The following is a 19,883-nucleotide window of genomic DNA, read 5'->3' as shown; positions in this document are numbered from 1 at the left end:
GCCCGCTCCCGGAGGTCTTCCGGATGCGGGCTGCGGCTTTGAAGTTGCCGTGGCTTTAGCCTCGGCGGGGACGGGCTGCCGTTCCTGCCAGTGTCCCTGGCCTTACTGTCCTTGGCCCGGTTCAGAACCGGCACCGGCGGACGGTGCGTCCAGCGGGGCGGCGGCGCTGTGCCTGCCGTGGCCGGCCAGGTAGAGCGCGGCTGCTGCCTGGATTTTGCGTTCCTTCAGGAGCTTGCGCTGCACCCTGCTGAGCTCTGCCGCGGTGGCGGCCTGCTTGGCAGCCAGCTCCTGCTGGGACCGGTGCTGTTCCTGGACGTCCAGCAGCATGTTGCCCAGTGCTGCCTGCTGGCGGGTCAGCAGGTGCTGGGTTTCCTGCAGCTTCTGCAGGGTGGCGGCGGCACTGGCGATCGCGTCGGCTACCTTCTCCGCGTCGTCTGCGGACCGCAGGTCCAGGTTTTCGGAGCTGAAGCTCCGCGCAAAGACTTCCTCGAAATCCTCCGTGGCTACCCGGCCGGACGCTGCAGCGGCAGCGGCAGCACCGCCGTCGTACCTTTTGGCGGGGGCGGAACCTGCACGTGATGCACTCCGCGTGGCCATGCCCGGCCCTGCGGGGATGTCCCGGTCCGGGGCGTCACTGGAGACCATGGGCAGCTGGCCGGTCATGGCGGTCATGCCCGCTTCACCGGCAGCGTTTGCCTGCAGGGTGGCTTCGGGGGTGATGTCCACGGTCTTGCGCAGCGGCACTTCCTTGATGAAGATCACGGCGATCAGGGCAACCACGCTGACGGCGGCGGAGATCATGAAGATACCGGCCGTGGCGTCACCGTAGGCGGCGCGCATGATGTCGGCGATCGGTGCGGGCAGGTCCTTGAGGTCCAGGCTGGCGCCGCCGCCGTCACCCGAAGCCTGGATACCCAGCTTGGCAAGGCCGTCGGTGGCGAGGTCCTTGACGTGGTTGGACATGACGGCACCCAGGACGGACACGCCGATCGCACCGCCGACGGAACGGAAGAAGGCAACGGAGGCGCTGGCGGAGCCGATGTCCTTGGCCTGGACGGTGTTCTGGACGGCCAGGACCAGGTTCTGCATGAGCATGCCCAAGCCGATGCCGAAGATGCCGGTGTAGAGGCCGGTCAGCCAGAGTTCGGTGGTGTGGTCCATGGTTCCGGCGAGCGCCAGGCCGCCAATGAGCAGGACGGTGCCGCCGATCAGGAATCGCTTCCACTTGCCGTAGCGGCTGATCAGCTGGCCGGAGACCACCGAACCGATGAGGTTGCCGGCGATCATGGGCAGGGTCAGCAGGCCGGCCTCGGTAGGCGTCGCACCGCGGGCCACCTGGTAGTACTGGCCCAGGAAGGTGGAGGAACCGAACATCGCCACACCCACGGCCACGGAAGCCACGATGGCCAGGGCAGTGGTGCGCTCGGAGATGATCTTCAGCGGGATGATCGGCTGGGACACCTTGGACTCCACCAGCACCAGCAGCGCGAGCAGCAGGACGCCGCCGCCCACCATCACGGCTGACTGCCAGGACCACCAGTCGTAGTAGTCGGCCTTGCCGGCGAAGGAGACCCAGATCAGGAGCAGGCTGACACCGGAGGTGAGCAGGATGGCACCAAACCAGTCGATCTTGGCGGGGCGCTTGACGTGCGGAACCTTCAGCGTGACCTGGAGCAGGATCAGGGCGACGACGGCGAGCGGAACGCAAACGAAGAACGTCCAGCGCCAGCCGAGCGCGCTGTCCACGATGAAGCCGCCCAGCAGAGGGCCGCCGGCCGTGCCGACAGCCATCACGGCACCCATGTAGCCGGAGTACTTGCCGCGTTCACGCGGCGGAATGATGGAGCCGATGATGGCCTGTGCCAGCGCGGTGAGGCCACCCATGGCAATGCCCTGGATCACGCGGGCGGTGAGCAGGAACGGGATGCTTTCGGAGAAGCCCGCCATGACGGAGCCGCCCACGAAGATCACGATGCTCAGCTGGACCAGGAACTTCTTGTCGAACAGGTCCGCGAGCTTGCCCCAGATGGGGGTGGTGGCTGCGTTGGCCAGCAGCGCGGCCGTGATGACCCATGCGAAGTCCGTCTGGGTGCCCTTGAGCTCGGACATGATGGTGGGCAGCGCGTTCGCCACGATGGTGCTGCTGAGGATAGCGGTGAAGAAGGCAGCCAGCAGGCCGGTCAGGGCCTCCATGATCTGCCGGTGGTTCATGGGCGCGCCGGGTTCGTGGCGCTTGGACTGCCGCGATTCCTGTTTAACGGTGCGTTCGCGCTGGCGCTCCTGCTCCTGGTCCGCGGCGGCGGTGACGTTAGCCATTGATGGACTCCTGCGTTTTCTGTTCGTTGGTGGTTCCGGCCGCCCTTGCCCGGATGGAATTCTTCAGGGATGTGGTGAGCTTGTTCAGCATGGCGGCTGTTGCGGCCGCGTCATCCTCGTTCCAGTCGGAGAGGTAGGCCTGCAGCGTTTCCGCCCGGTGCCGCACCAGCTCTGCCAGCTTCTCCTTCCCGCGCGGGGAAAGCGCCAGCAGTTGGGCCCGGCCATCGTCCGGGTCCTGGGTGCGCACCACCAGGCCCGCATCCGCGAGCTCGGCCACGTGCCGACTGAGTACCGGCGGGCTGACCCCCAGGCGTTCAGCCAGGTGCGCGGCCCGGGTCTCCCCCTCGCCGATGAACTTGAGCACGCCCTGCAGGGCGATGCCGGTGTCCTGGCCTTTGACGTTAACCATGGTGACGCAGCGCAATGCGCGCTGGAGGTCATAGATATGGCTGACGAGGTCGGCTGCAGTGGCCGGTGCGACAGACATGATCCTCCCTAAAGAATTAGTTGCTGCAAGCAACTGTATCAGAAAAAGGTTGCTTAGGGAAACGAACTTATGGGGATGAAGGTTAAGCAGAAGCTCCCCCACTTCCAGCAGGAAATGAGGGAGCTCCAGGACGAAAGGGTTACGGCTTGTCGCCCAAATGGGTAGGGCTGAACATTTTCAGGAGGGTTTCAACCACGACGACGTTTGGTCCGTCCGCGGCGAACCCCGCCTTGAGCGCGTCCCCCACATCCTCCGGGGCCACCCGGGTGGCGGGCACACCAAAGGATTCCGCGAGCTTCACGAAGTCGGGCCGGGCAAGTTCGGTGGCCGTGGCTTTGCCGAACGCACCCACCATGTACTCGCGCAGGATGCCGTAGCCGCCGTCGTCCACGATCAGCCAGGTGACCGGCACGTTGTGCTGCTTGGCGGTGGCAAGCTCGGCGATTGAATACATGGACGAACCGTCGCCGGAGACCGCCAGCACCCGGCCGGGCTTTCCCAGCGTTTCCAGGCCCACTGCCGCACCGATGGCTCCGGGAAAGGCGTAGCCCAGTCCGCCGGCGCCCTGGGCCGAGTGGAACTGCCCCTGCCGGGCGTCCCAGCAGGACCAGCCCCAGTAGGCGGCGATGGTCATGTCCCAGAACGTCTGCATGTCCGCCGGCACGGCGTCACGGATATCGGCCATGAACTTCAGTTCCTTGGCCAGGTCCTGCGATTCCAGCCGGGCACGGACCTTGGCAAGGGACGCCTGCACCAGCTCTTCCGGCGTGCGCCCATGCCAGTCCGGCGCTGCAGTCCCGCTGGGCTGCAACGCCTCGTCGAGAGCCGCGAGCGCCTGGCCGGCGTCGGCTCGGATGCCCAGGCCCGGCCGGTTGGATTCGAGAACCCGTGGCTCGGCGTCGATCTGGATGATCCTGCCGCGCGGCTCGAAAGTGAAGTAGTTGGAGGTGACTTCACCCAGGGACGAGCCGACCACCACCAGGACGTCCGCGTCCTCGAGGACGTCGGTCATGTACCGGTCCTCGATCCAGGACTGCAGCGACAGCTCGTGGTTCCAGGGGAAGGCGCCGTTGCCGCCGGGCGTGCAGATCACCGGCGCGCGCAGCTTCCCGGCGATCGACAGCAGCGACTTTTCCGCCTTGCCGCGGCGGGTTCCGCCGCCGGCAATGATGGCCGGGCGCCTGGCCGTTTCCAGCCACTTCACCGCTTCGCGCACCAGCTCAATCCGCGGCGGGTTGTCCGCCGCTTCGGCCAGGGCGTCCTCCACCGGCGGAACCATGATCGGATCCAGCAGTACATTCTGGGGTATTTCCAGCCAGACCGGCCCCTGGGGCGAGGAGATGGCCTCGGTCCAGGCGTCCTGGATGGCAGACGGAATGCCCGATGCATGCTGGATCAGCCGCTGGCTCTTGGTGACGTTTGCCGCCGAGGCCTTCTGGTCATCGAGCTGGTGCAGCATGCCCTTGCGCCGCGCACCCAGGCCCTCCAGGGGAATCTGGCTGGCCACCACCACCATGGGCACGCCGGTGGCGTAGGCCTCCTGCAGTCCGGCCAGCGATGTCAGCGCCCCAGGGCCGGTGGACAGGAACAGGACGCCCACTTCGCCGGTGGCGCGGGAGTACCCGTCCGCAGCAAAGGCGCTGTTGTTCTCCACCCTGGACGAAACGAAGTGCAGGTTCCCCCGGCCCATGGCGTCGAAGAGGCCCAGGGCATGCTGGCCCGGGATACCGAAAACCGTCTTGGCTCCCAGCGCTTCGAGGGTTTCGACGACGAGGTCCCCGCCGTTGCGGGCACCGCTCCCCTGCGCGGGGGCGTCCTGTTCTGCCACGGCCCTACTCCTTGGCGGCAGCGAAGCCGGCGGGACGGCGGGTTTCCTGGCCGAGAGCCTGCGCCGCGTATCCGGTTTCCGCGCCGAAGCGGCTTCCGGGGGCGGCATTGTCCGCCATGAGGGTCACCAGTTCGTACGCCACGTGGCTGGCGGCAACGCCGGTGATCTCCGCGTGGTCGTAGGCAGGAGAGACTTCGACGACGTCGGCCCCCACCAGGTTCATGCCGCGGAATCCCCGGATAATCTCCAGGAGTTCGCGGCTGGTGATGCCGCCGGCCTCGGGGGTGCCGGTACCCGGCGCATGGGCCGGATCCAGGACGTCAATGTCCACGGAGATGTAGAGCGGGCGGTTCCCGATCCGGTCGCGGACCTTGGCCACCGTCTCCAGCACGCCCTGGTAGTAAACGTCCGCGGAGGTGACGATGCCGAACCCGAAGCGGTGGTCGTCGTCGAGGTCCTTCTTGCCGTACAACGGGCCGCGGGTGCCGATGTGGCTGATGGCCTCGGTGTCCAGGATGCCTTCCTCCACCGCCCGGCGGAACGGCGTGCCGTGCGTGTATTCGGCGCCGAAGTAGGTGTCCCAGGTGTCCAGGTGGGCATCAAAGTGGAGCATGGCAATGGGGCCGCCGGCGCGTTCGGCGGCGGCGCGCAGCAGCGGCAGAGCGATGGTGTGGTCCCCGCCCAGGGTCAGCAGCTTGCTCCCGGCGGCCGTGAGGTCCAGCGCGTTCTGCTGGATGGTCTCAATGGCGTCGTTGATGTTGAACGGGTTGACCGCCATGTCCCCGGCATCGGCCACCTGGATGTTCTCGAACGGGCTGACATCCCAGGCAGGGTTGTAGGGGCGCAGCAGACGGCTCGCTTCCCGGACGTGGTTTGCGCCAAAGCGCGCTCCCGGACGATAGGAAACACCCGAGTCGAAGGGGACGCCGACTACCGTGACGTCAGCCTTGTCCACCTGGTCCAGGCGCGGAAGGCGGGCATAAGTGGCAGCTCCGGCATAGCGGGGAATCCGGGATGAATCGATGGGGCCAAGGTTGCCGTTGGCTTCAATGCGCAGCTCTTCCAATGGAGGCCTCTCCTTCGAGGAGTTGAGGGACTTCTGTGACTGCCATCATACACCCTTGTTTTCCTTGGAGCATCAGCTGTTTACCTTCCCGGGCGGGGTGGAGCACTCCTGCCCAGTTACTCCCTGGTCTCGCCGACTCCGTTACTCGTGCCCTGCGCGAATTACCAGGTTTTGTGGCAAAGCAACCCGAGCCGCCGGGAAAGCAACTGGGCAGGAATGCAGACTGCGCCCCGCCGGGTTGTGCACATAGGGCCGGCGTCCGGTTCCAGGCCTTGCCTCACACGGTCTCAAATGATGCGGTGGACATCCTCGAATACCTGAAGCAATCCGGCGGCGTTGCCCGTTCCGGCCAACTCCTGGACGCAGGGTTCCCGCGCCGGGAACTCTTACGGCTCACAGGGCTCGGCGCCACCCAGCCCAGGCGCGGCGTCTTCGTTCTGCCCGGCTGCGACGAAGGCCTCCTCGCAGCAGTCTTGAACAACGGGAGGCTGAGCTGCGCCAGCGCTGCCGCCCACTACGGACTCTGGCTGCGCAGACCTCCCGACCGACTTCACCTCGCCTGTAATCATGGCCACGGCGATGGCTTCGTCCGGCATCGCACCGTTCGATTCCAGGGTCATCCATTCCAGCCGCTGACCGCAGTCGAAGACGTTGCGCTTCATGCATTGGGCTGCCTGCCGGCTCCAGCCTCCACCGCGATGGCCACTTCAGCTATCAGATTGCACGGCGTACCGCGCGAACTGCTCGCGTCCCAGCTCCTGGCCGACCGGTCGGGACCCGCGCTCCGCGTCCTGCGGGAACTTGACGTGCGTGCGGAATCGATCGTGGAAGTGGATGCACAGCACCTGTTCCGCGCCAACGGAATCGACTTCGAAACCCAAGTCTTCCTGCCCGGGATCGGCCGGGTGGACTTTCTACTGGACGGCTTCCTGATTGTGGAGATCGACGGCTTCGCGTTCCACTCGAAGCGGGGGGACATGCTCCGCGACCGGGAGCGAAATAACGCATCCGCCGTCAGCGGCTACGCTGTCCTTCGCTACATGCCGGAGCATATCTGGTTCGATCCCAGCAGGGTGATATCGGAAATCAAGACAGTCCGGGCGGCACGACCACGTAATCCGAACCGGTGACCGTGCAATGCTGCCCAGTTACTTCTATCCTCACAGACTGCGCCCGGCGGAATCCGGGGGAAGGAGGCGCAGTCACATCCGGGCAACCAGAGGCAACTGGGCAGGAACGCACAGCCCAAGAAAGGGCTACCGGCTCGCGGCGGGGACCAGGACCCAGAGCACCTCGACCGGCTTGTCCGTGGGGTTGACCCAGGTGTGGGGCTCGCGGCCAGGGAAGGTAACGGTATCTCCGGTGTCGAGGTCGTATTCCTCATTGGTCAGGATCAGCTTGATGGACCCCTTGATGACGTGCAGTACATCCACGTCGCAGTCCACAGCGTAGAGCTCGGACTCGCCGCGGCCATGCGGCTCGATGACGGCCTGGATGATCTGGACCCGCCGTTCCGAGCGGGCGGTCAGCAGCCGTTCCACGATGCCCTGGCCGCCCAGCGAGATCCGCGGCCCGTCGTTGCGTTTGGTCAGGTGGGTCTCCGGGGCAGCGAAAAGGTCGCCAATGGAAATGGACAGCACTTGGCACAGCGTCACCAAGGAGGCGACCGACGGCGAGGTAAGGTCCCGCTCCACCCGGCTCAGGAAACCCTTGGTCAGCCCGGTCGCGTCGGCTACCTGCTCGATGGTGAGCCGCTGGGACTGCCGGGCGGCCCGGATCCTGGAGCCGATGGCAACCGGGACATTGCTGGGCTCAACTGGCAGTGCCTTCATCTACGAACCTTTCATGGCCGGCCGCCCGGCTCCGCTCTGGAGCCATACTAGTGGCCGCCGCTTTTGTGACGCACCGGCGCCACACGGGCGATCCGCAGTCGCTCCCCTCCTTGACTGTTGCCGCCGTCACACTCTAGTCTATGGAAACTCCTGTTGCCTATAGGGCAATATCAGGAGCCGTCTCAGATCGTCCGCGGCGGTTCCGGGCGGCGTCGCCCCCGGTCCCACACCCGGCGCCCAACAGCTCCAAGGAGCCATCTATGGATGCAAGTGCCATCAACATCGCCATCGTGGTGGTGTACCTTCTCGCCATGCTGGCCTTCGGCTGGTGGGGCAAGTCCCGCACCAGGAACAACACGACTTCCTGGTTGCCGGGCGCCGTCTGGGGCCTTTCCTCTACACCGGAACCATGGCCGCCGTCGTCCTCGGCGGAGCCTCCACCGTTGGCGGCGTGGGACTCGGCTACAAATTCGGCATCTCCGGCATGTGGCTGGTGGTGGCGATCGGCGCCGGCGTCCTCCTGCTGAGCCTGCTTTTCGCCGGAACCATCCAGAAACTGAAGATCTACACGGTGTCCCAGATGCTCACCCTCCGCTACGGGAGCAGGGCAACGGAAGCCTCGGGCATCGTCATGCTCGCCTACACCCTGATGCTTTGCGCCACCTCCACCGGCGCCTACGCCACCATCTTCGTGGTGCTGTTCGGCCTGGACCGGGCGTTGGCCATTGCCATCGGCGGCGCCATCGTTCTGGTGTACTCCACCATCGGCGGCATGTGGTCCATCACCCTGGCGGACCAGGTGCAGTTCGCCATCAAGACCGTGGGCATCTTCTTCCTGATGCTCCCGTTCACCCTGAACGCGGCCGGCGGCCTGGACGGGATCCGCAGCCGGGTGGACGCCAGTTTCTTCCAGATGGATGGCATCGGCGTCCAGACGATCATCACCTACTTCGTCGTCTACACCCTTGGCCTGCTGATCGGCCAGGACATCTGGCAGCGCGTATTCACCGCCAAAACCCCCAAGGTGGCCCGGTGGGGCGGCGCGACGGCTGGCATCTACTGCATCCTCTACGGCGTGGCCGGGGCCCTGATCGGCATGGCCGCCAACGTGGCGCTGTCCAGCGTCAAGATCGCCGCCAAGGACGACGTGTACGCGGAGGTTGCCCAGAACCTGCTCCCCGTCGGCATCGGCGGCCTGGTCCTGGCGGCAGCCGTGGCCGCCATGATGTCCACCGCGTCCGGCGCCCTTATCGCCGCCGCCACCGTGGCCCGCGCCGATGTCCTGCCGTTCGTGGCCGGGTGGTTCGGCAAGAAGGTCAACACGGGCGACACCGAAAACCCGGAGCACGACGTCAAGGCCAACCGCATTTGGGTTCTCGTCCTGGGGATCCTGGCCATCGTCATTGCGATCATCACCAAGGACGTGGTTGCGGCCCTGACCATCGCCTACGACATCCTGGTGGGCGGGCTCCTGGTGGCCATCCTGGGCGGCCTCGTTTGGAAGCGCGGCACCGGCCTGGCCGCCGCGGCCTCCATGGCGGTGGGCTCCGTGGTGACTTTGGGAACCATGATCATCCTGGAAATCAACGCCAAGGCACCCCTTGACGGCGTTTATGCCAACGAACCCATCTACTACGGCCTGATCGCCTCGGCCGTTGTCTACATTGCGGCGTCACTGTTCACCCGGCCCACGGACCCCGCCGTCATGCAGGCCTGGCAGCGTCGCGTTTCGGGACAGGAACCCGAGGACGCTCCCGAGGAAGTCCTCGCCGGCCGCTGACCCTCAAAGGCAAAAACATATAACGCACGACGGCGGCACCTCCTTTCGCTTTTTGCGAAAGGAGGTGCCGCCGTCGTAAGTCCTACTCCCCTGTGTCCTAGCTCTGGGTGTCGCGGGGCTCGTCGTCATCCAGCGGGACCTCGCGGTCCTCGGCGTCGATGACCACCGGCGGCGGCTGGACCACCGGTTCTTCCTCATCGATCAACGCGTCCTCCGCGTCCCAGTCCGCATCGTCTACCGGTGCATCCTCGGCGTAATCGTAGGCGGGGTCCGCTTCCACGGCGTCCAGGTGCGGCATGTCCGGGTGCTGTCCGGTGGTGCTCATGATTCAACCTCCGTAGGTTCGCCTGACGTGCTCTTTCAGGAGGGCGCAGCCTGCGCCACACCTTCATCACAGCACCGGCCGGGCGGACGGGTCAATAGCCGCCGGGGCCTCGGGAAAAGGCCCCGGAAACCGGCACCAGGGGCCTGTGTTTTAAGGCAAACCGAAACTTTCCAGCTAGGTTTGCCAGCCAAAAAACGCCGGAAAACCGCAGTAGGCTGGCAGGGCAAAGGCGCGAAAACATGCCCTTTCCAGCCCAGGAGTACCAGTGCCGCAGCACGCCCAATCCGGTTCCCATGCCATGCCCCAGGAGGCCTCCGCAACCGTGCAAGCCCAGCCCTCGCCGTCGAACATCAAGCGGTGGCGCCAGTACCTGGCCGATGAGCGCGCCGAAGCCGCTGTCTACCGTGACCTCGCCCAGAACCGTGAGGGGGAAGAGCGCGCCATCCTCCTGGCCCTGGCCGAGGCCGAAGGCCGGCACGAAGCACACTGGCTGGCCCTGCTCGGTGAGCACGCCGGCAAGCCCAGGCGGGCCTCGGCGCGAAGCCGGTTCCTGGGATTCCTGGCCCGGCACTTCGGCTCCGTGTTCGTGCTGGCCCTTGCCCAGCGCGCCGAGGGCCGCTCCCCCTACGCCAAGGACCCCAACGCCACTCCCGCCATGGCCGCCGACGAGCAGATCCACGAGGAAGTGGTCCGTGGCTTGGCAACCCGCGGCCGCAACCGACTGGCCGGCACGTTCCGCGCGGCCGTCTTCGGTGCGAACGACGGCCTGGTCAGCAACCTGTCCCTGGTGATGGGCATGGCCGCGTCCGGCGTGGCCAGCAGCGTGGTGCTGCTCAGCGGCATCGCCGGGCTCCTGGCCGGCGCCATGTCCATGGGCGCAGGGGAATTCATCTCCGTCCGCTCCCAGCGCGAACTGCTCGCCGCCACCCGTCCGACCCAGATCACCCTGGCGGCAGCGCCCAAACTGGACCTTGAGAACAACGAACTCCTCCTGGTGTATCTGGCCCGCGGGATGTCCCGGGAAGCGGCTGAACACCGGGTTGCCGAGCGCACGGGCCAGCTGTCCTGCGACTGCGATCCCAGCCTGTCCCTGCAGCCGGAACTTGCGGAGGAAGAGGACCGGCACGAGGCAGTGGGCACGGCCTGGGGGGCCGCGTTGTCCAGTTTCTGCTTCTTCGCTTCCGGCGCCATCATCCCCATCCTGCCGTTCCTGTTCGGTATGACCGGCGTCGCGGCCCTGGTTGTCGCAGGGGCCCTGGTGGGCATTTCCCTCCTGGCGACCGGTGCCGCCGTCGGCCTGCTGTCCGGCACGTCCCCGCTGACCCGCGGCCTGCGCCAGCTGGCCATCGGCCTGGGCGCGGCTGCCATCACGTACCTGCTGGGCCTGCTGTTCGGCACGGCGGTGGGCTAGCAGCAGGCACCGGCTTTTGTGGAGGTCCTTCGGTAACGTTCAGCGTTCCCGGAGGACCTCCACTGCTTCATCCACCGTGTCCACCAGGTGGATGTAGTCCGCCATGGCCCGGCCGGCCGCAAGGCTGCGCAGCATGGGCCAGGCAGGGTACTCCTGCTCCCAGTGCTGCCGCCCCACCAGGACCATGGGAGCCACCTTCTCGCGGGCTCCGTAGTAGTTTTCGCAGGCGTCCTGGAAGATCTCCTGTACGGTGCCGGCGGCGCCGGGCAGGAAGACGATTCCACCGTGGCACAGTTCCAGCAGGATGGCCTCGCGGATGGCGTTGGCGAAGTATTTGGCGATGTGCGTGGCGAAGTAGTTGGGCGGCTCGTGCCCATAGAACCAGGTGGGGATGCCGAGCGACGGCGTCCCGCCCGGATGGCGTTCGACGACGGCGGCGGCCGCACGCGCCCACCCCGACACCGAGGGACGGAACCCGGGAACAGCGGCGAGCGTGGCCAGGGCCGCCTGCACGTCGCCGTCGGACGCCTGGCTGAGGTATGCCCCCATGTTGGCCGCCTCCATGGCACCCGGTCCGCCGCCGGTGGCCACCGAACGGCCTTCGAGGGCCAGCAGCCTGCCCAGCCGCGCCGCCTCCGCAAACTCGCGGCTGCCGCGCGGCGCTGCGTGTCCGCCCATCACGCCGACGATGGACCGGCGGGCCCACGTTCCGGAGCGGGTCAGCTCATCCAGCGCGTCCCCGATGGCATGGTCGTGCAGGGCGGAGGCCAGGGTTGAGTCAACACGGTGCCGCTGGCCGGGCTGGATGCTCCAGTGGTAGATGCGCGCGTCCGGCACCTCCTCGTACGGGGACGTGGCCAGCCCGGCGTACAGCTCAGCCGGGGAATACAGGGCGGCCCGGTAGGGATCGAACGGGACGCCTTCCAGCCTGGGAAAGATCAGGGCCCCGCGGCTCCGGAGGTAGCCATCCATGCCGTCGTCAAAGATGCAGCCCAGGAACATTGCACCCTCGACGCTCACGCTTTTCAGTTCGGCCGAGCGGCCCCGCAGGTCCAGGGACTGCGCATGCCAGCCGTGCAGGTTGACGGCGCCGCCGGCCACCAGGCGGTCGAAGCTGGCCAGGTCTTGGACTTCCAGTGTGCGCGGGCGGGGACCAAGGCTTCCGGCGAAATTCATGGTTGCTGCCCCGCGTTGCCAATCAGCGAAGTCCTGGTCATGGAGCCAGCCTAGCCACCCAAGGCAAAACACGGGGCCGGACCCGCCCGTCCGGTTGATGCCGGAAAAGCGGGTCCAGCCCCGCGGTGCGTGGCGGCCTGATGTTGCTAGGCGCCGACCTTTGCCGGCACTTCACCGTCGCGGAAGTGCGCTTCGAGGTCCTCGAGCGAGTGGCCCTTGGTCTCCGGGACGAACTTGGCCACGAAGGCCACGGATGCGAGGTTGACCAGGACGAACAGGCCGAAGGTGCCCGTGGAGCCGAGCGCGTTGACCACGATGGGGAACAGGAAGGAGATGGCGGCGTTGACGGTCCAGAGGGCGAAGACCGCGATGCCCATGGCGAAGCCGCGGATGGCCAGCGGGAACATCTCGGAGAGCAGGAGCCAGACGCAGGTGCCGATGAAGCACTGGACGAAGGCCACGAACAGCATCATGGCTGCCAGGATGGTGTAGCTGGCCAGGTCCGACTGCGGCAGGAGGAAGACGATGGCCAGCAGCGCCTGCGAGCCCACTACGCCGGAGAAGCCGATGATCAGCATCCTGCGGCGGCCGACGAAGCCCAGCAACCAGATGCCCAGGATGGTCATGAGTACTGAGGTGACGCCCACGCCGATGGTTGCCACGAGCGAGGCGCTGACGCCAAGCCCGCTCTTTTCAAGGATGGTGGGGGCGTAGTAGTTGACGGTGTTGATGCCGGTGGCCTGCTGGACAACGGCCAGGCCGATGCCGATCCAAAGCAGGCGCCGCATCCAGGGGTTGTTCTTCAGGTCGCGGAGGGCGTGGCCGCGTTCCTCCTTGGCAGTGCGGGCTGCCAAGGCAATTTCCTCGAACTCGGCGGCTGCCTCCTGCGGGCTGCGGCTGAGGTTCAGGACGCGGCGGCTGTCTTCGAGCCGGCCACGGATGGCGTACCAGCGGGGTGACTCGGGAAGCATCAGCATACCTGCGAGCAGTGCCAGCGCGGGAACGGAGGCGATGCCCAACATGGAGCGCCAGACCTCGTTGTCGTGGATCAGCGCGTCCAGGAGGGCGTTGATGGCAAACGCGAGCATCTGGCCGGTCACGATCATCAGCTCATTGATGGTCACCATGCGGCCGCGAAGGTGGGCCGGCGCCATTTCCGCCAGGTACAGCGGGCAGGTCACGGCGGCAGCGCCCACGCCCAGGCCAAGCACGATGCGGGCGGCAATCATGAAGGTCACGTTCGGTGCCAGGGCGCAGCCCATGGCGCCGAGCAGGAACAGGAGGGCGCAGACAAGCAGGGAGCCGCGGCGGCCCAGCTTGTCTGCCATGCGGCCGCCGGTGAGGGCGCCGACGGCGGCACCGGGGAACAGCAGGGCGCTCACCACGGTTGCTTCCTCGACGGCGGTCATGTTGAGGGAGTCGTTCATGTACAGCAGGGCGCCGGAGATGACGCCGGTGTCGTACCCGAAGAGCAGGCCGCCCAGGGTGGAGATGACTGTGAGCCGGGCGAGGTAACCGCGGCGCTGGGTGCCGGACGGGCTCTGGGTTTGTTTCTGCAACAGCATTGTTGCCTCTCAAATTCTCTCGGGGACCGGCGGGCCGGTCAGGAATGTGATGCGTGCCACTGACTTTAGAGCGCTCTAATACCCGGCGTCAATAGAAAGTCTTAATGTCAGCACAATTTAATTCCGCCCGTGTTCCAGCGCCGCAGGGCCGGCACCCTTGACCCTCGGGGCGCGCCTGCTACGATCAAGGAAGGAAGTATGTCCTATCAAGCGAACATATAGCGGCAAAGTGCCTGCAGGCGCCCCTCTCCCGACCGGACGGCGCGCATCGACGGAAGACAAGGGAACGCATCGTGGCGAACAACCTGGGACTCAGCATCGACCGTTCCTCCCCCGTACCCTTGTACCACCAGGTGGTCCAGGGCATCGAAGCGGCGATCTACAGCGGAGCACTGGAGCCCGGCAGCCGGCTGGACAATGAGATCGACCTCGCAGCCCAGCTCAACCTGTCCCGTCCCACCATGCGCAAGGCCATGGACGAACTGGTCCGGTCCGGACTGCTGGTGCGCAAGCGCGGTGTAGGCACTCAGGTGGTTTCCAGCCAGGTCCGCCGCCCGCTGGAGCTGTCCAGCCTCTATGACGACCTCACGAACAACGGGAAAAAGCCCACCACCGAGGTCCTGAGTTTCTCGCATGTAGACGCCGATGACGCCACCATCGCCACCCTGCAGTTGCCCGCGGGCTCCAAGGTGTACCACTTCACCCGGCTCCGCAAGGTGGGCGGCAAGCCACTGGCCCTCATGGAGAACTGGGTGCGCGACGACATTGCCGACATGGATGAGGCAATGTTGCAGGCCGAAGGCCTTTACTCCATCCTTCGCCGCGGCGGCGTGAACTTCCGGCTGGCCACCCAGCGCATCGGGGCCAAGACCGCCGATGACTATCAGGCCTCCATGCTGGACACCGCCGCCGGGTCTGCGCTGGTCACCATGGAACGCACCGCGGTGGACGATACCGGCCGGCGCGTTGAAACCGGCCACCACGTGTACCGCGCCGATTCCTACAGCTTTGAAATGACTCTCGTACAGCGATAATCCAAGGAGCCAACTCCATGACCAACTGGGTATACCCCCTGGGCACCGCAGCCGACGGTAAATGGGACGTCTCGATCGGAACCTCCGATTCCTCCCTCAGCGTGGACGGCTGGGCCCACACGGGACTGAAGGTGGCCACCCTGGCCGCGGGCGCCGCCGTCGAACTTCCCGCCGCGGACGAGGAACGCATTGTGGTTCCCCTCAAGGGGTCCTTCACCGTGACCGTCGACGGAACGGACTACCCGTTGGAAGGCCGCGCCTCCGTATTCTCGGGCCCCAGTGACGTGCTGTACTCCGGTACCGGGCGCGCCGTGGGCATCAGTTCAGCGGACGGCGGCCGCGTCGCCGTGGCCACCGCGCCCGCGAAAGAGTCCTACCCCACCCGCCTGGTGTCCGCCGCCGAAACCCCGGTGGAACTGCGCGGCGCAGGCAACTGCTCACGCCAAGTCCATAACTTTGGCACGCCCGCGGCGCTGGAAGCCGACCGCTTCATCGTTTGCGAGGTCCTCACGCCTGCCGGGAACTGGTCGTCCTACCCTCCGCACAAGCATGACGAGGAGAAGGACGGCGAGACTTCCCTCGAGGAGATCTACTACTTCGAGACCCAGGTGGCCTCGGGCTCCGGCGCACCCGCCGACGCGGACGCCATGGGCTACCAGCGCGTCTACGCCTCCGACGATCGCCCCATCGACGTCGCGGCCGAGGTGCGCACCGGAGACGTTGTCCTGGTCCCCTACGGCTGGCATGGCCCTGCCATGGCGGCGCCGGGGTACGACCTCTACTACTTGAACGTGATGGCCGGCCCCGGGCCGGTGCGCGAGTGGCTGATCAGCGACGACCCGCACCACGGCTGGGTCCGGCAGACCTGGGAAAGCCAGAATATCGATCCCCGGCTGCCGTTCGGGGCCTGACACGGGCGGCCCAGGCTCGGCGGACTGGCGGCAGCGGGCTGGCATAGTGGGTTTTTGTGAAACAGACTACCCCTTCCCCACGGTCGGTGACCATGGAGGACGTGGCACGCGATGCTGGAGTGAGCCGCGCCCTGGTGTCCCTGGTGATGCGCGAGTCCCCCAACGTTTCTCCCGCAAAGCGGACGGCGGTGCTGGAAAGCGCTGCCGCCCTGGGCTACTCCCCCAACAGATTGGCCAGCCGGCTGGCAAGCCACCAGACCAAAACCGTAGGCGTCCTGTTCCTCGACCTGCACAACTCCGTCTTCGCCGACATCTATGACGGCATCACGGAAGGCCTGGCGGGCAGCGGCAACCAGGTGATGGTCGCCGTCGGCTCCGCCGACCCCGGAACCGAACTGGAGGCCGTGCGCTCCTTCGTGGACCTGCGCGTCGATGGCGTGCTGCTGGCCGGGTACACCGGCACCTCCGCGGAACTGGCCGCGGCGCTGCGGGGGACGCCCGCCGTCGTCATCACCCGGCAGATGGAGGTCGACGGCGTTGATTCGGTCTTGACCGACGACTTCCGTTCCGGCGCACTCGCGGTAGAGCACCTGTACCACCTGGGGCACCGGCGGATCGCGCACTTCGACATCTCCGATTGGCTCCCTTACGCGGACCGCCGCAACGGGTACCTGCACGCCATGCAGGAGTTCGGCCTGGAACCACAGCTGGTCCACAGCGACATGACCGAACGCGGGGGCCGGGCCGTGATGGAGCAGTTCCTGGATTCCGGCGCCACGCTCCCCACCGCAGTCTTTGCGCATAACGACCTGACCGCCATCGGCATCATGGAAGCGCTGGTGTCCCGCGGGCTCTCCATTCCGGGCGATATGGCGGTGGTGGGCTGCGACAACATTGAGGCGGGAGCCTCGCCGCTGGTTGCCCTGACGTCGATCGACCAGCACGCCGGGGAACTGGGCCGACTGGCGGCCCAAACCATGCTGGACCGGATTGCCGGTGCTGCAGGACCGGCCGCCACCCGGAAGCTGGAGCCGGCCCTGATGGTGCGCCGCTCCTCGGATCCTGCCGCCTAGCGGCTTGCCAATTCCGCCGCCGTTTCCTGCATGTGGGCCCGCCCATGCCCTTCGCTGCGCTTCGCGCCTGCCGCGGCGAAGGCCATGACGGCCAGGCCCGCAAGGGTGATCAGTGCGCCGGCCCAGATGGGTGAGGTGTAGCCGAATCCGGCGGTGATGGTGACGCCGCCCAGCCAGGCACCCAGGGCGTTGCCCACGTTGAAGGCGCCGATGTTGGCGCCGGAAGCGAGCGTGGGAGCCGCTGGGGCGTACTTCTTCACGCGCATCTGCAGGCCCGGCACGGTGGCAAAGCCAAAGCCTCCCATGAGCACCAAGGAGATGACCGTCAGGACGGGATTGGCGGCCGTGAGGGCAAACGCCACCAAGACCACTGTCAGCGCGGCGAGCACCACCAGGAGCGTCCGGTCCACATTGCGGTCGGCGGCCTTTCCACCCAGGGTGTTACCCGCAAAGAGGCCCACGCCGAAGAGAATGAGCAGCCACGGCACCGCGGAAGCGCTGTAACCGGATACTTCGGTGAGGGTGTAGGCGATGTAGGTGAACGCGCCGAACATCCCGCCGAAGCCCAGGATGGTGACGATGATGGACAGCCATACCTGTCCGGAGCGGAAGGCGCGGAGTTCGGAGCGGAGGCTGCCCGCCTCTTCCGTTGCGCCGGCGGACTTGGGTACAAGCGCCAGGATACCGGCGAGCGCGGCTACGCCAATCACGGTTATGGCCCAGAAGGTGGCGCGCCACCCGGCCGCCTGGCCCAGCAGCGTGCCGAAGGGCACACCCAGAACGTTGGCCGCGGTCAAACCCGTAAACATCAGCGCGATGGCGCCGGCCTTCTTGCTAGGTGGGACCATTCCCGCCGCCACCACGGCCCCGATCCCGAAGAAGGCGCCGTGCGAAAGTGCTGCAATGACCCGGCCCAGCATCATGGGCCAGTATCCGTCGGCCGTCGCGGAGAGCAGGTTGCCGGCAATGAACAGCACCAGCAGGGCGGCCAGCACAGGTTTGCGCTCGAAGCGCGTCACGGCAGCCGTCAGCCCCAAGGCCCCCACCACCACGGAAAGGGCGTAGCCGGAGATGAACCAGCCCGCCGACGCTTCACTGACCCCAAAGTCGGCCGCGACCTGCGGGAGGAGGCCGGCAATGACGAATTCGGTAAGTCCAATGCCAAACCCGCCCAGGGCGAGTGCTATCAGGCCAACAGGCATGCGAATGCTCCTTTGAGCTGTAAGTGTGGTTGTTCCCCTGAAGGGATAACGCCTAAGATAGTTGCAGGCGCGGCATTTATTGTTGCACATGCAAATATCCCGCGCAAGCAACTATCTATTTTCGGGCTACCGGTTGCTCCTCCCGGAGCCAACCCGTAAGGAGCAAGCATGGGCATTAGGGACGACGCAGTCGAGGTCCGCGCGCAGGGCTGGCGTACCCTCGCGGCCCTGCACGGGCTGATTGAAAACGAACTGGAACGCTCCCTCCAGGCAGAGTCGAAGCTTTCCGTGGTGGAGTACACGGTCCTTGATGCCCTTAGCCGGCAGGACGGGTGGCACATGCGGATGCAGCAGTTGGCCCGCGCTACCGCCCTGAGCCCAAGCGCCACCACCCGCCTGGTGAACCGGCTGGAGGACCGCGGCCTGCTGACCAGGATCCTGTGCGACGACGACCGCCGGGGCATTTACACCGAACTGACTGGCAGCGGGAGCAGTTTGCTCGCGGAAGCGCGGCCGGTGCACGACGCCACCTTGGAGCGTGCCCTCGAGGAGGCAATGGCCATTCCGGAGCTGGCACCGCTGGTGGACGCACTCCCCAAGCTGCATGCAGCATCCTGACCGGAGCCACTTAGCCTCCGGACAGCTGGCTGGACCCCTACTTCGGCCATCTTTTCCGACCATCCAGGCGCGGACGCACAAACCTATTGACAGGACATACGTACATACCTAGTCTTTGAGTAGTTTCGATTAGAGCGCTCTAAAGCATGCGGAGTCGGCGCTGAACAACGGAAGAAGGTATTGGTATGAAACTCGGCGTCTACAACGCGATCCTCCACGACCGACCCCTCCCTGAAGCCTTGAAGGTTATTGCGGATCTGGGGTTGACGGGCATCGAGATCAACACGGGGGGTTTCCTGCCCCCGGTGCACGTTCCGACGATGGAACAGATCCTCGAAAGCGACGCAGCCCGCGACGACTTCCTTGCGATTTTTGAAGGCACCGGGGTGTCCATCGCCGGCCTGAACTGCAACGGCAACCCGCTGCACCCCAGGCCCGAAATTGGCGGCAAGCATGCCGAGGACATCCGTCGCTCCATCCGTTTGGCCCAGCGCCTTGGCCATGACCGGGTGGTCACCATGTCAGGCCTCCCGGGCGGCGAACCAGGTGCAACCGTGGTGAACTGGGTGGTCAATGCCTGGAACTCAGCAGCCCTTGACGTACTGGATTATCAGTGGGAAGTTGCGGCGAAGTTCTGGCGGGAAACGGACCGCCTTGCAGCAGACCACGGGGTCAAAGTGGCCCTGGAACTCCATCCCCAAAATATTGTGTTCAACACCGCCGATGTCCGTAAACTCATCGAGCTCACTGGCGCCACCCATGTTGGGGTCGAATTGGACGCCTCGCACCTGTTTTGGCAGCAGATGGACCCGGTGGCCGTGGTACGCGAACTCGGGCCTCTTGTCTTCCAGGCCGCGGCCAAAGACGTCCGGATCAACTCCGGCAACGCCGCCTTGTACGGCGTACTGGACAACAGCTTCCGCCGCCTTTCCCCGGATGAAAACCGCACCAACCTCGGCGGAGACGAATGGGTGAATGATTGGCCCAAGGACTCCGCTTGGGATTTCGTGGCCCTGGGGCGCGGCCATGACACTGCGTACTGGACCGAGTTCCTGCGCGCACTGCACGAGGTGGATCCGAACATGCTGGTCAACATCGAGCACGAGGACGTCTCCCTTGGACGGATCGAGGGGCTCAAGGTTGCTGCGAAGGTCCTGAAGGACGCTGACGCGGCTCTCTCAGCGTCCTTCGACCCTGCCTGACAATCCCGGCACCAACAACAGGAGGGGCGGCGCGTTTTTGCGCCGCCCCTCCTCATG

General features: G+C 66.1%; 17 protein-coding genes and 1 pseudogene. 8 read left to right on the top strand and 10 right to left on the bottom strand.

Going from position 1 to position 19,883, the window contains the following annotated elements; all coding sequences use genetic code 11:
* Nucleotides 1-102: 102 nt before the first annotated feature.
* The 5 genes from ACIGJD_RS04215 to ACIGJD_RS04195 all read right to left on the bottom strand — a co-directional run bounded on the left by ACIGJD_RS04215 (nucleotide 103) and on the right by ACIGJD_RS04195 (nucleotide 6,359).
* Nucleotides 103-2,316: an MDR family MFS transporter gene (locus ACIGJD_RS04215; RefSeq protein WP_483688430.1), complete on the bottom strand. Its 2,214-nt coding sequence runs from the start codon at nucleotides 2,314-2,316 to the stop codon at nucleotides 103-105.
* The gene (locus ACIGJD_RS04210) at nucleotides 2,309-2,803 is read right to left on the bottom strand and encodes a MarR family winged helix-turn-helix transcriptional regulator (RefSeq protein WP_142130959.1); all 495 of its coding nucleotides are present in this window, start codon (nucleotides 2,801-2,803) and stop codon (nucleotides 2,309-2,311) included. Before ACIGJD_RS04210 ends, ACIGJD_RS04215 begins: the two co-directional genes overlap by 8 nt.
* A gap of 139 nt (nucleotides 2,804-2,942) precedes the next feature.
* On the bottom strand, nucleotides 2,943-4,631 hold the full coding sequence (locus tag ACIGJD_RS04205; protein WP_483688429.1) for a thiamine pyrophosphate-binding protein: 1,689 nt from the start codon (nucleotides 4,629-4,631) through the stop codon (nucleotides 2,943-2,945).
* A gap of 4 nt (nucleotides 4,632-4,635) precedes the next feature.
* Nucleotides 4,636-5,697 (bottom strand): agmatinase, encoded by a 1,062-nt coding sequence (gene speB, locus ACIGJD_RS04200; RefSeq protein WP_483688428.1) that lies wholly within the window; start codon nucleotides 5,695-5,697, stop codon nucleotides 4,636-4,638.
* Nucleotides 5,698-6,083: 386 nt separating this feature from the next.
* Nucleotides 6,084-6,359 carry a hypothetical protein gene (locus ACIGJD_RS04195; protein WP_483688427.1) on the bottom strand — a complete coding sequence of 92 codons (276 nt, stop codon included), beginning with the start codon at nucleotides 6,357-6,359 and terminating at the stop codon, nucleotides 6,084-6,086.
* Between the two features lie 36 nt (nucleotides 6,360-6,395).
* On the opposite strand from ACIGJD_RS04195, the gene ACIGJD_RS04190 reads away from it, so the two are divergent.
* Complete coding sequence (locus ACIGJD_RS04190; RefSeq protein WP_483688426.1) at nucleotides 6,396-6,827, top strand: endonuclease domain-containing protein; 432 nt, start codon at nucleotides 6,396-6,398, stop codon at nucleotides 6,825-6,827.
* A gap of 126 nt (nucleotides 6,828-6,953) precedes the next feature.
* Here the strand turns inward: ACIGJD_RS04190 and ACIGJD_RS04185 are convergent, their stop codons facing one another.
* Nucleotides 6,954-7,529 carry a helix-turn-helix domain-containing protein gene (locus ACIGJD_RS04185; RefSeq protein ID WP_142030339.1) on the bottom strand — a complete coding sequence of 192 codons (576 nt, stop codon included), beginning with the start codon at nucleotides 7,527-7,529 and terminating at the stop codon, nucleotides 6,954-6,956.
* Between the two features lie 260 nt (nucleotides 7,530-7,789).
* Here ACIGJD_RS04185 and ACIGJD_RS04180 point away from each other — a divergent pair.
* Nucleotides 7,790-9,309: pseudogene (locus ACIGJD_RS04180) on the top strand (sodium:solute symporter family protein).
* A 97-nt stretch (nucleotides 9,310-9,406) separates the two neighbouring features.
* On the opposite strand, the gene ACIGJD_RS04175 reads toward ACIGJD_RS04180, so the two are convergent.
* Nucleotides 9,407-9,634: a hypothetical protein gene (locus ACIGJD_RS04175; protein ID WP_483688425.1), complete on the bottom strand. Its 228-nt coding sequence runs from the start codon at nucleotides 9,632-9,634 to the stop codon at nucleotides 9,407-9,409.
* Between the two features lie 265 nt (nucleotides 9,635-9,899).
* On the opposite strand from ACIGJD_RS04175, the gene ACIGJD_RS04170 reads away from it, so the two are divergent.
* Nucleotides 9,900-11,045 carry a VIT1/CCC1 transporter family protein gene (locus tag ACIGJD_RS04170; protein ID WP_483688424.1) on the top strand — a complete coding sequence of 382 codons (1,146 nt, stop codon included), beginning with the start codon at nucleotides 9,900-9,902 and terminating at the stop codon, nucleotides 11,043-11,045.
* A 39-nt stretch (nucleotides 11,046-11,084) separates the two neighbouring features.
* On the opposite strand, the gene ACIGJD_RS04165 is transcribed toward ACIGJD_RS04170, so the two are convergent.
* Together ACIGJD_RS04165 and ACIGJD_RS04160 are read right to left on the bottom strand one after the other, a co-directional pair.
* Complete coding sequence (locus ACIGJD_RS04165; protein ID WP_483688423.1) at nucleotides 11,085-12,221, bottom strand: LOG family protein; 1,137 nt, start codon at nucleotides 12,219-12,221, stop codon at nucleotides 11,085-11,087.
* Nucleotides 12,222-12,367: 146 nt separating this feature from the next.
* Entirely contained in the window at nucleotides 12,368-13,786 is a 1,419-nt protein-coding gene (locus ACIGJD_RS04160) for a sugar porter family MFS transporter (RefSeq protein ID WP_483688422.1), read from the bottom strand.
* A 293-nt stretch (nucleotides 13,787-14,079) separates the two neighbouring features.
* Here ACIGJD_RS04160 and ACIGJD_RS04155 point away from each other — a divergent pair, with 293 nt between their 5' ends.
* The 3 genes from ACIGJD_RS04155 to ACIGJD_RS04145 are packed head-to-tail and all read left to right on the top strand — an operon-like array spanning nucleotide 14,080 to nucleotide 16,804.
* Nucleotides 14,080-14,820 carry a GntR family transcriptional regulator gene (locus ACIGJD_RS04155; RefSeq protein WP_483688421.1) on the top strand — a complete coding sequence of 247 codons (741 nt, stop codon included), beginning with the start codon at nucleotides 14,080-14,082 and terminating at the stop codon, nucleotides 14,818-14,820.
* A gap of 17 nt (nucleotides 14,821-14,837) precedes the next feature.
* Nucleotides 14,838-15,731 (top strand): 5-deoxy-glucuronate isomerase, encoded by an 894-nt coding sequence (gene iolB / locus ACIGJD_RS04150; RefSeq protein ID WP_483688420.1) that lies wholly within the window; start codon nucleotides 14,838-14,840, stop codon nucleotides 15,729-15,731.
* A 56-nt stretch (nucleotides 15,732-15,787) separates the two neighbouring features.
* Nucleotides 15,788-16,804: a LacI family DNA-binding transcriptional regulator gene (locus ACIGJD_RS04145; RefSeq protein ID WP_483688419.1), complete on the top strand. Its 1,017-nt coding sequence runs from the start codon at nucleotides 15,788-15,790 to the stop codon at nucleotides 16,802-16,804.
* On the opposite strand, the gene ACIGJD_RS04140 is transcribed toward ACIGJD_RS04145, so the two are convergent.
* On the bottom strand, nucleotides 16,801-18,006 hold the full coding sequence (locus ACIGJD_RS04140) for an MFS transporter (RefSeq protein ID WP_483688418.1): 1,206 nt from the start codon (nucleotides 18,004-18,006) through the stop codon (nucleotides 16,801-16,803). The genes ACIGJD_RS04145 and ACIGJD_RS04140 overlap by 4 nt on opposite strands.
* Nucleotides 18,007-18,174: 168 nt before the next feature.
* On the opposite strand from ACIGJD_RS04140, the gene ACIGJD_RS04135 reads away from it, so the two are divergent.
* Both ACIGJD_RS04135 and ACIGJD_RS04130 read left to right on the top strand, forming a co-directional pair.
* Nucleotides 18,175-18,624, top strand: coding sequence for a MarR family winged helix-turn-helix transcriptional regulator (locus ACIGJD_RS04135; protein ID WP_483688417.1), 450 nt, complete (start codon nucleotides 18,175-18,177; stop codon nucleotides 18,622-18,624).
* A gap of 185 nt (nucleotides 18,625-18,809) precedes the next feature.
* The gene (locus ACIGJD_RS04130) at nucleotides 18,810-19,826 is read left to right on the top strand and encodes a sugar phosphate isomerase/epimerase family protein (protein WP_483688416.1); all 1,017 of its coding nucleotides are present in this window, start codon (nucleotides 18,810-18,812) and stop codon (nucleotides 19,824-19,826) included.
* Nucleotides 19,827-19,883 lie beyond the last annotated feature (57 nt).

Source organism: Arthrobacter sp. E1SS-5, from assembly GCF_057073715.1.
The sequence above is the reverse complement of the archived record's forward strand: the minus strand, read 5'-3'. Positions and strand labels throughout refer to the sequence as shown.

Coding starts and splice junctions, on each gene's coding strand:
- ACIGJD_RS04185 (WP_142030339.1), bottom strand. CDS start 7,529: ATGAAGGCACTGCCAGTTGAGCCCAGCAATGTCCCGGTTGCCATCGGC.
- ACIGJD_RS04190 (WP_483688426.1), top strand. CDS start 6,396: ATGGCCACTTCAGCTATCAGATTGCACGGCGTACCGCGCGAACTGCTC.
- ACIGJD_RS04160 (WP_483688422.1), bottom strand. CDS start 13,786: ATGCTGTTGCAGAAACAAACCCAGAGCCCGTCCGGCACCCAGCGCCGC.
- ACIGJD_RS04135 (WP_483688417.1), top strand. CDS start 18,175: ATGGGCATTAGGGACGACGCAGTCGAGGTCCGCGCGCAGGGCTGGCGT.
- ACIGJD_RS04215 (WP_483688430.1), bottom strand. CDS start 2,316: ATGGCTAACGTCACCGCCGCCGCGGACCAGGAGCAGGAGCGCCAGCGC.
- iolB (WP_483688420.1), top strand. CDS start 14,838: ATGACCAACTGGGTATACCCCCTGGGCACCGCAGCCGACGGTAAATGG.
- ACIGJD_RS04210 (WP_142130959.1), bottom strand. CDS start 2,803: ATGTCTGTCGCACCGGCCACTGCAGCCGACCTCGTCAGCCATATCTAT.
- ACIGJD_RS04195 (WP_483688427.1), bottom strand. CDS start 6,359: ATGAAGCGCAACGTCTTCGACTGCGGTCAGCGGCTGGAATGGATGACC.
- ACIGJD_RS04140 (WP_483688418.1), bottom strand. CDS start 18,006: ATGCCTGTTGGCCTGATAGCACTCGCCCTGGGCGGGTTTGGCATTGGA.
- ACIGJD_RS04175 (WP_483688425.1), bottom strand. CDS start 9,634: ATGAGCACCACCGGACAGCACCCGGACATGCCGCACCTGGACGCCGTG.
- ACIGJD_RS04130 (WP_483688416.1), top strand. CDS start 18,810: ATGAAACTCGGCGTCTACAACGCGATCCTCCACGACCGACCCCTCCCT.
- ACIGJD_RS04165 (WP_483688423.1), bottom strand. CDS start 12,221: ATGAATTTCGCCGGAAGCCTTGGTCCCCGCCCGCGCACACTGGAAGTC.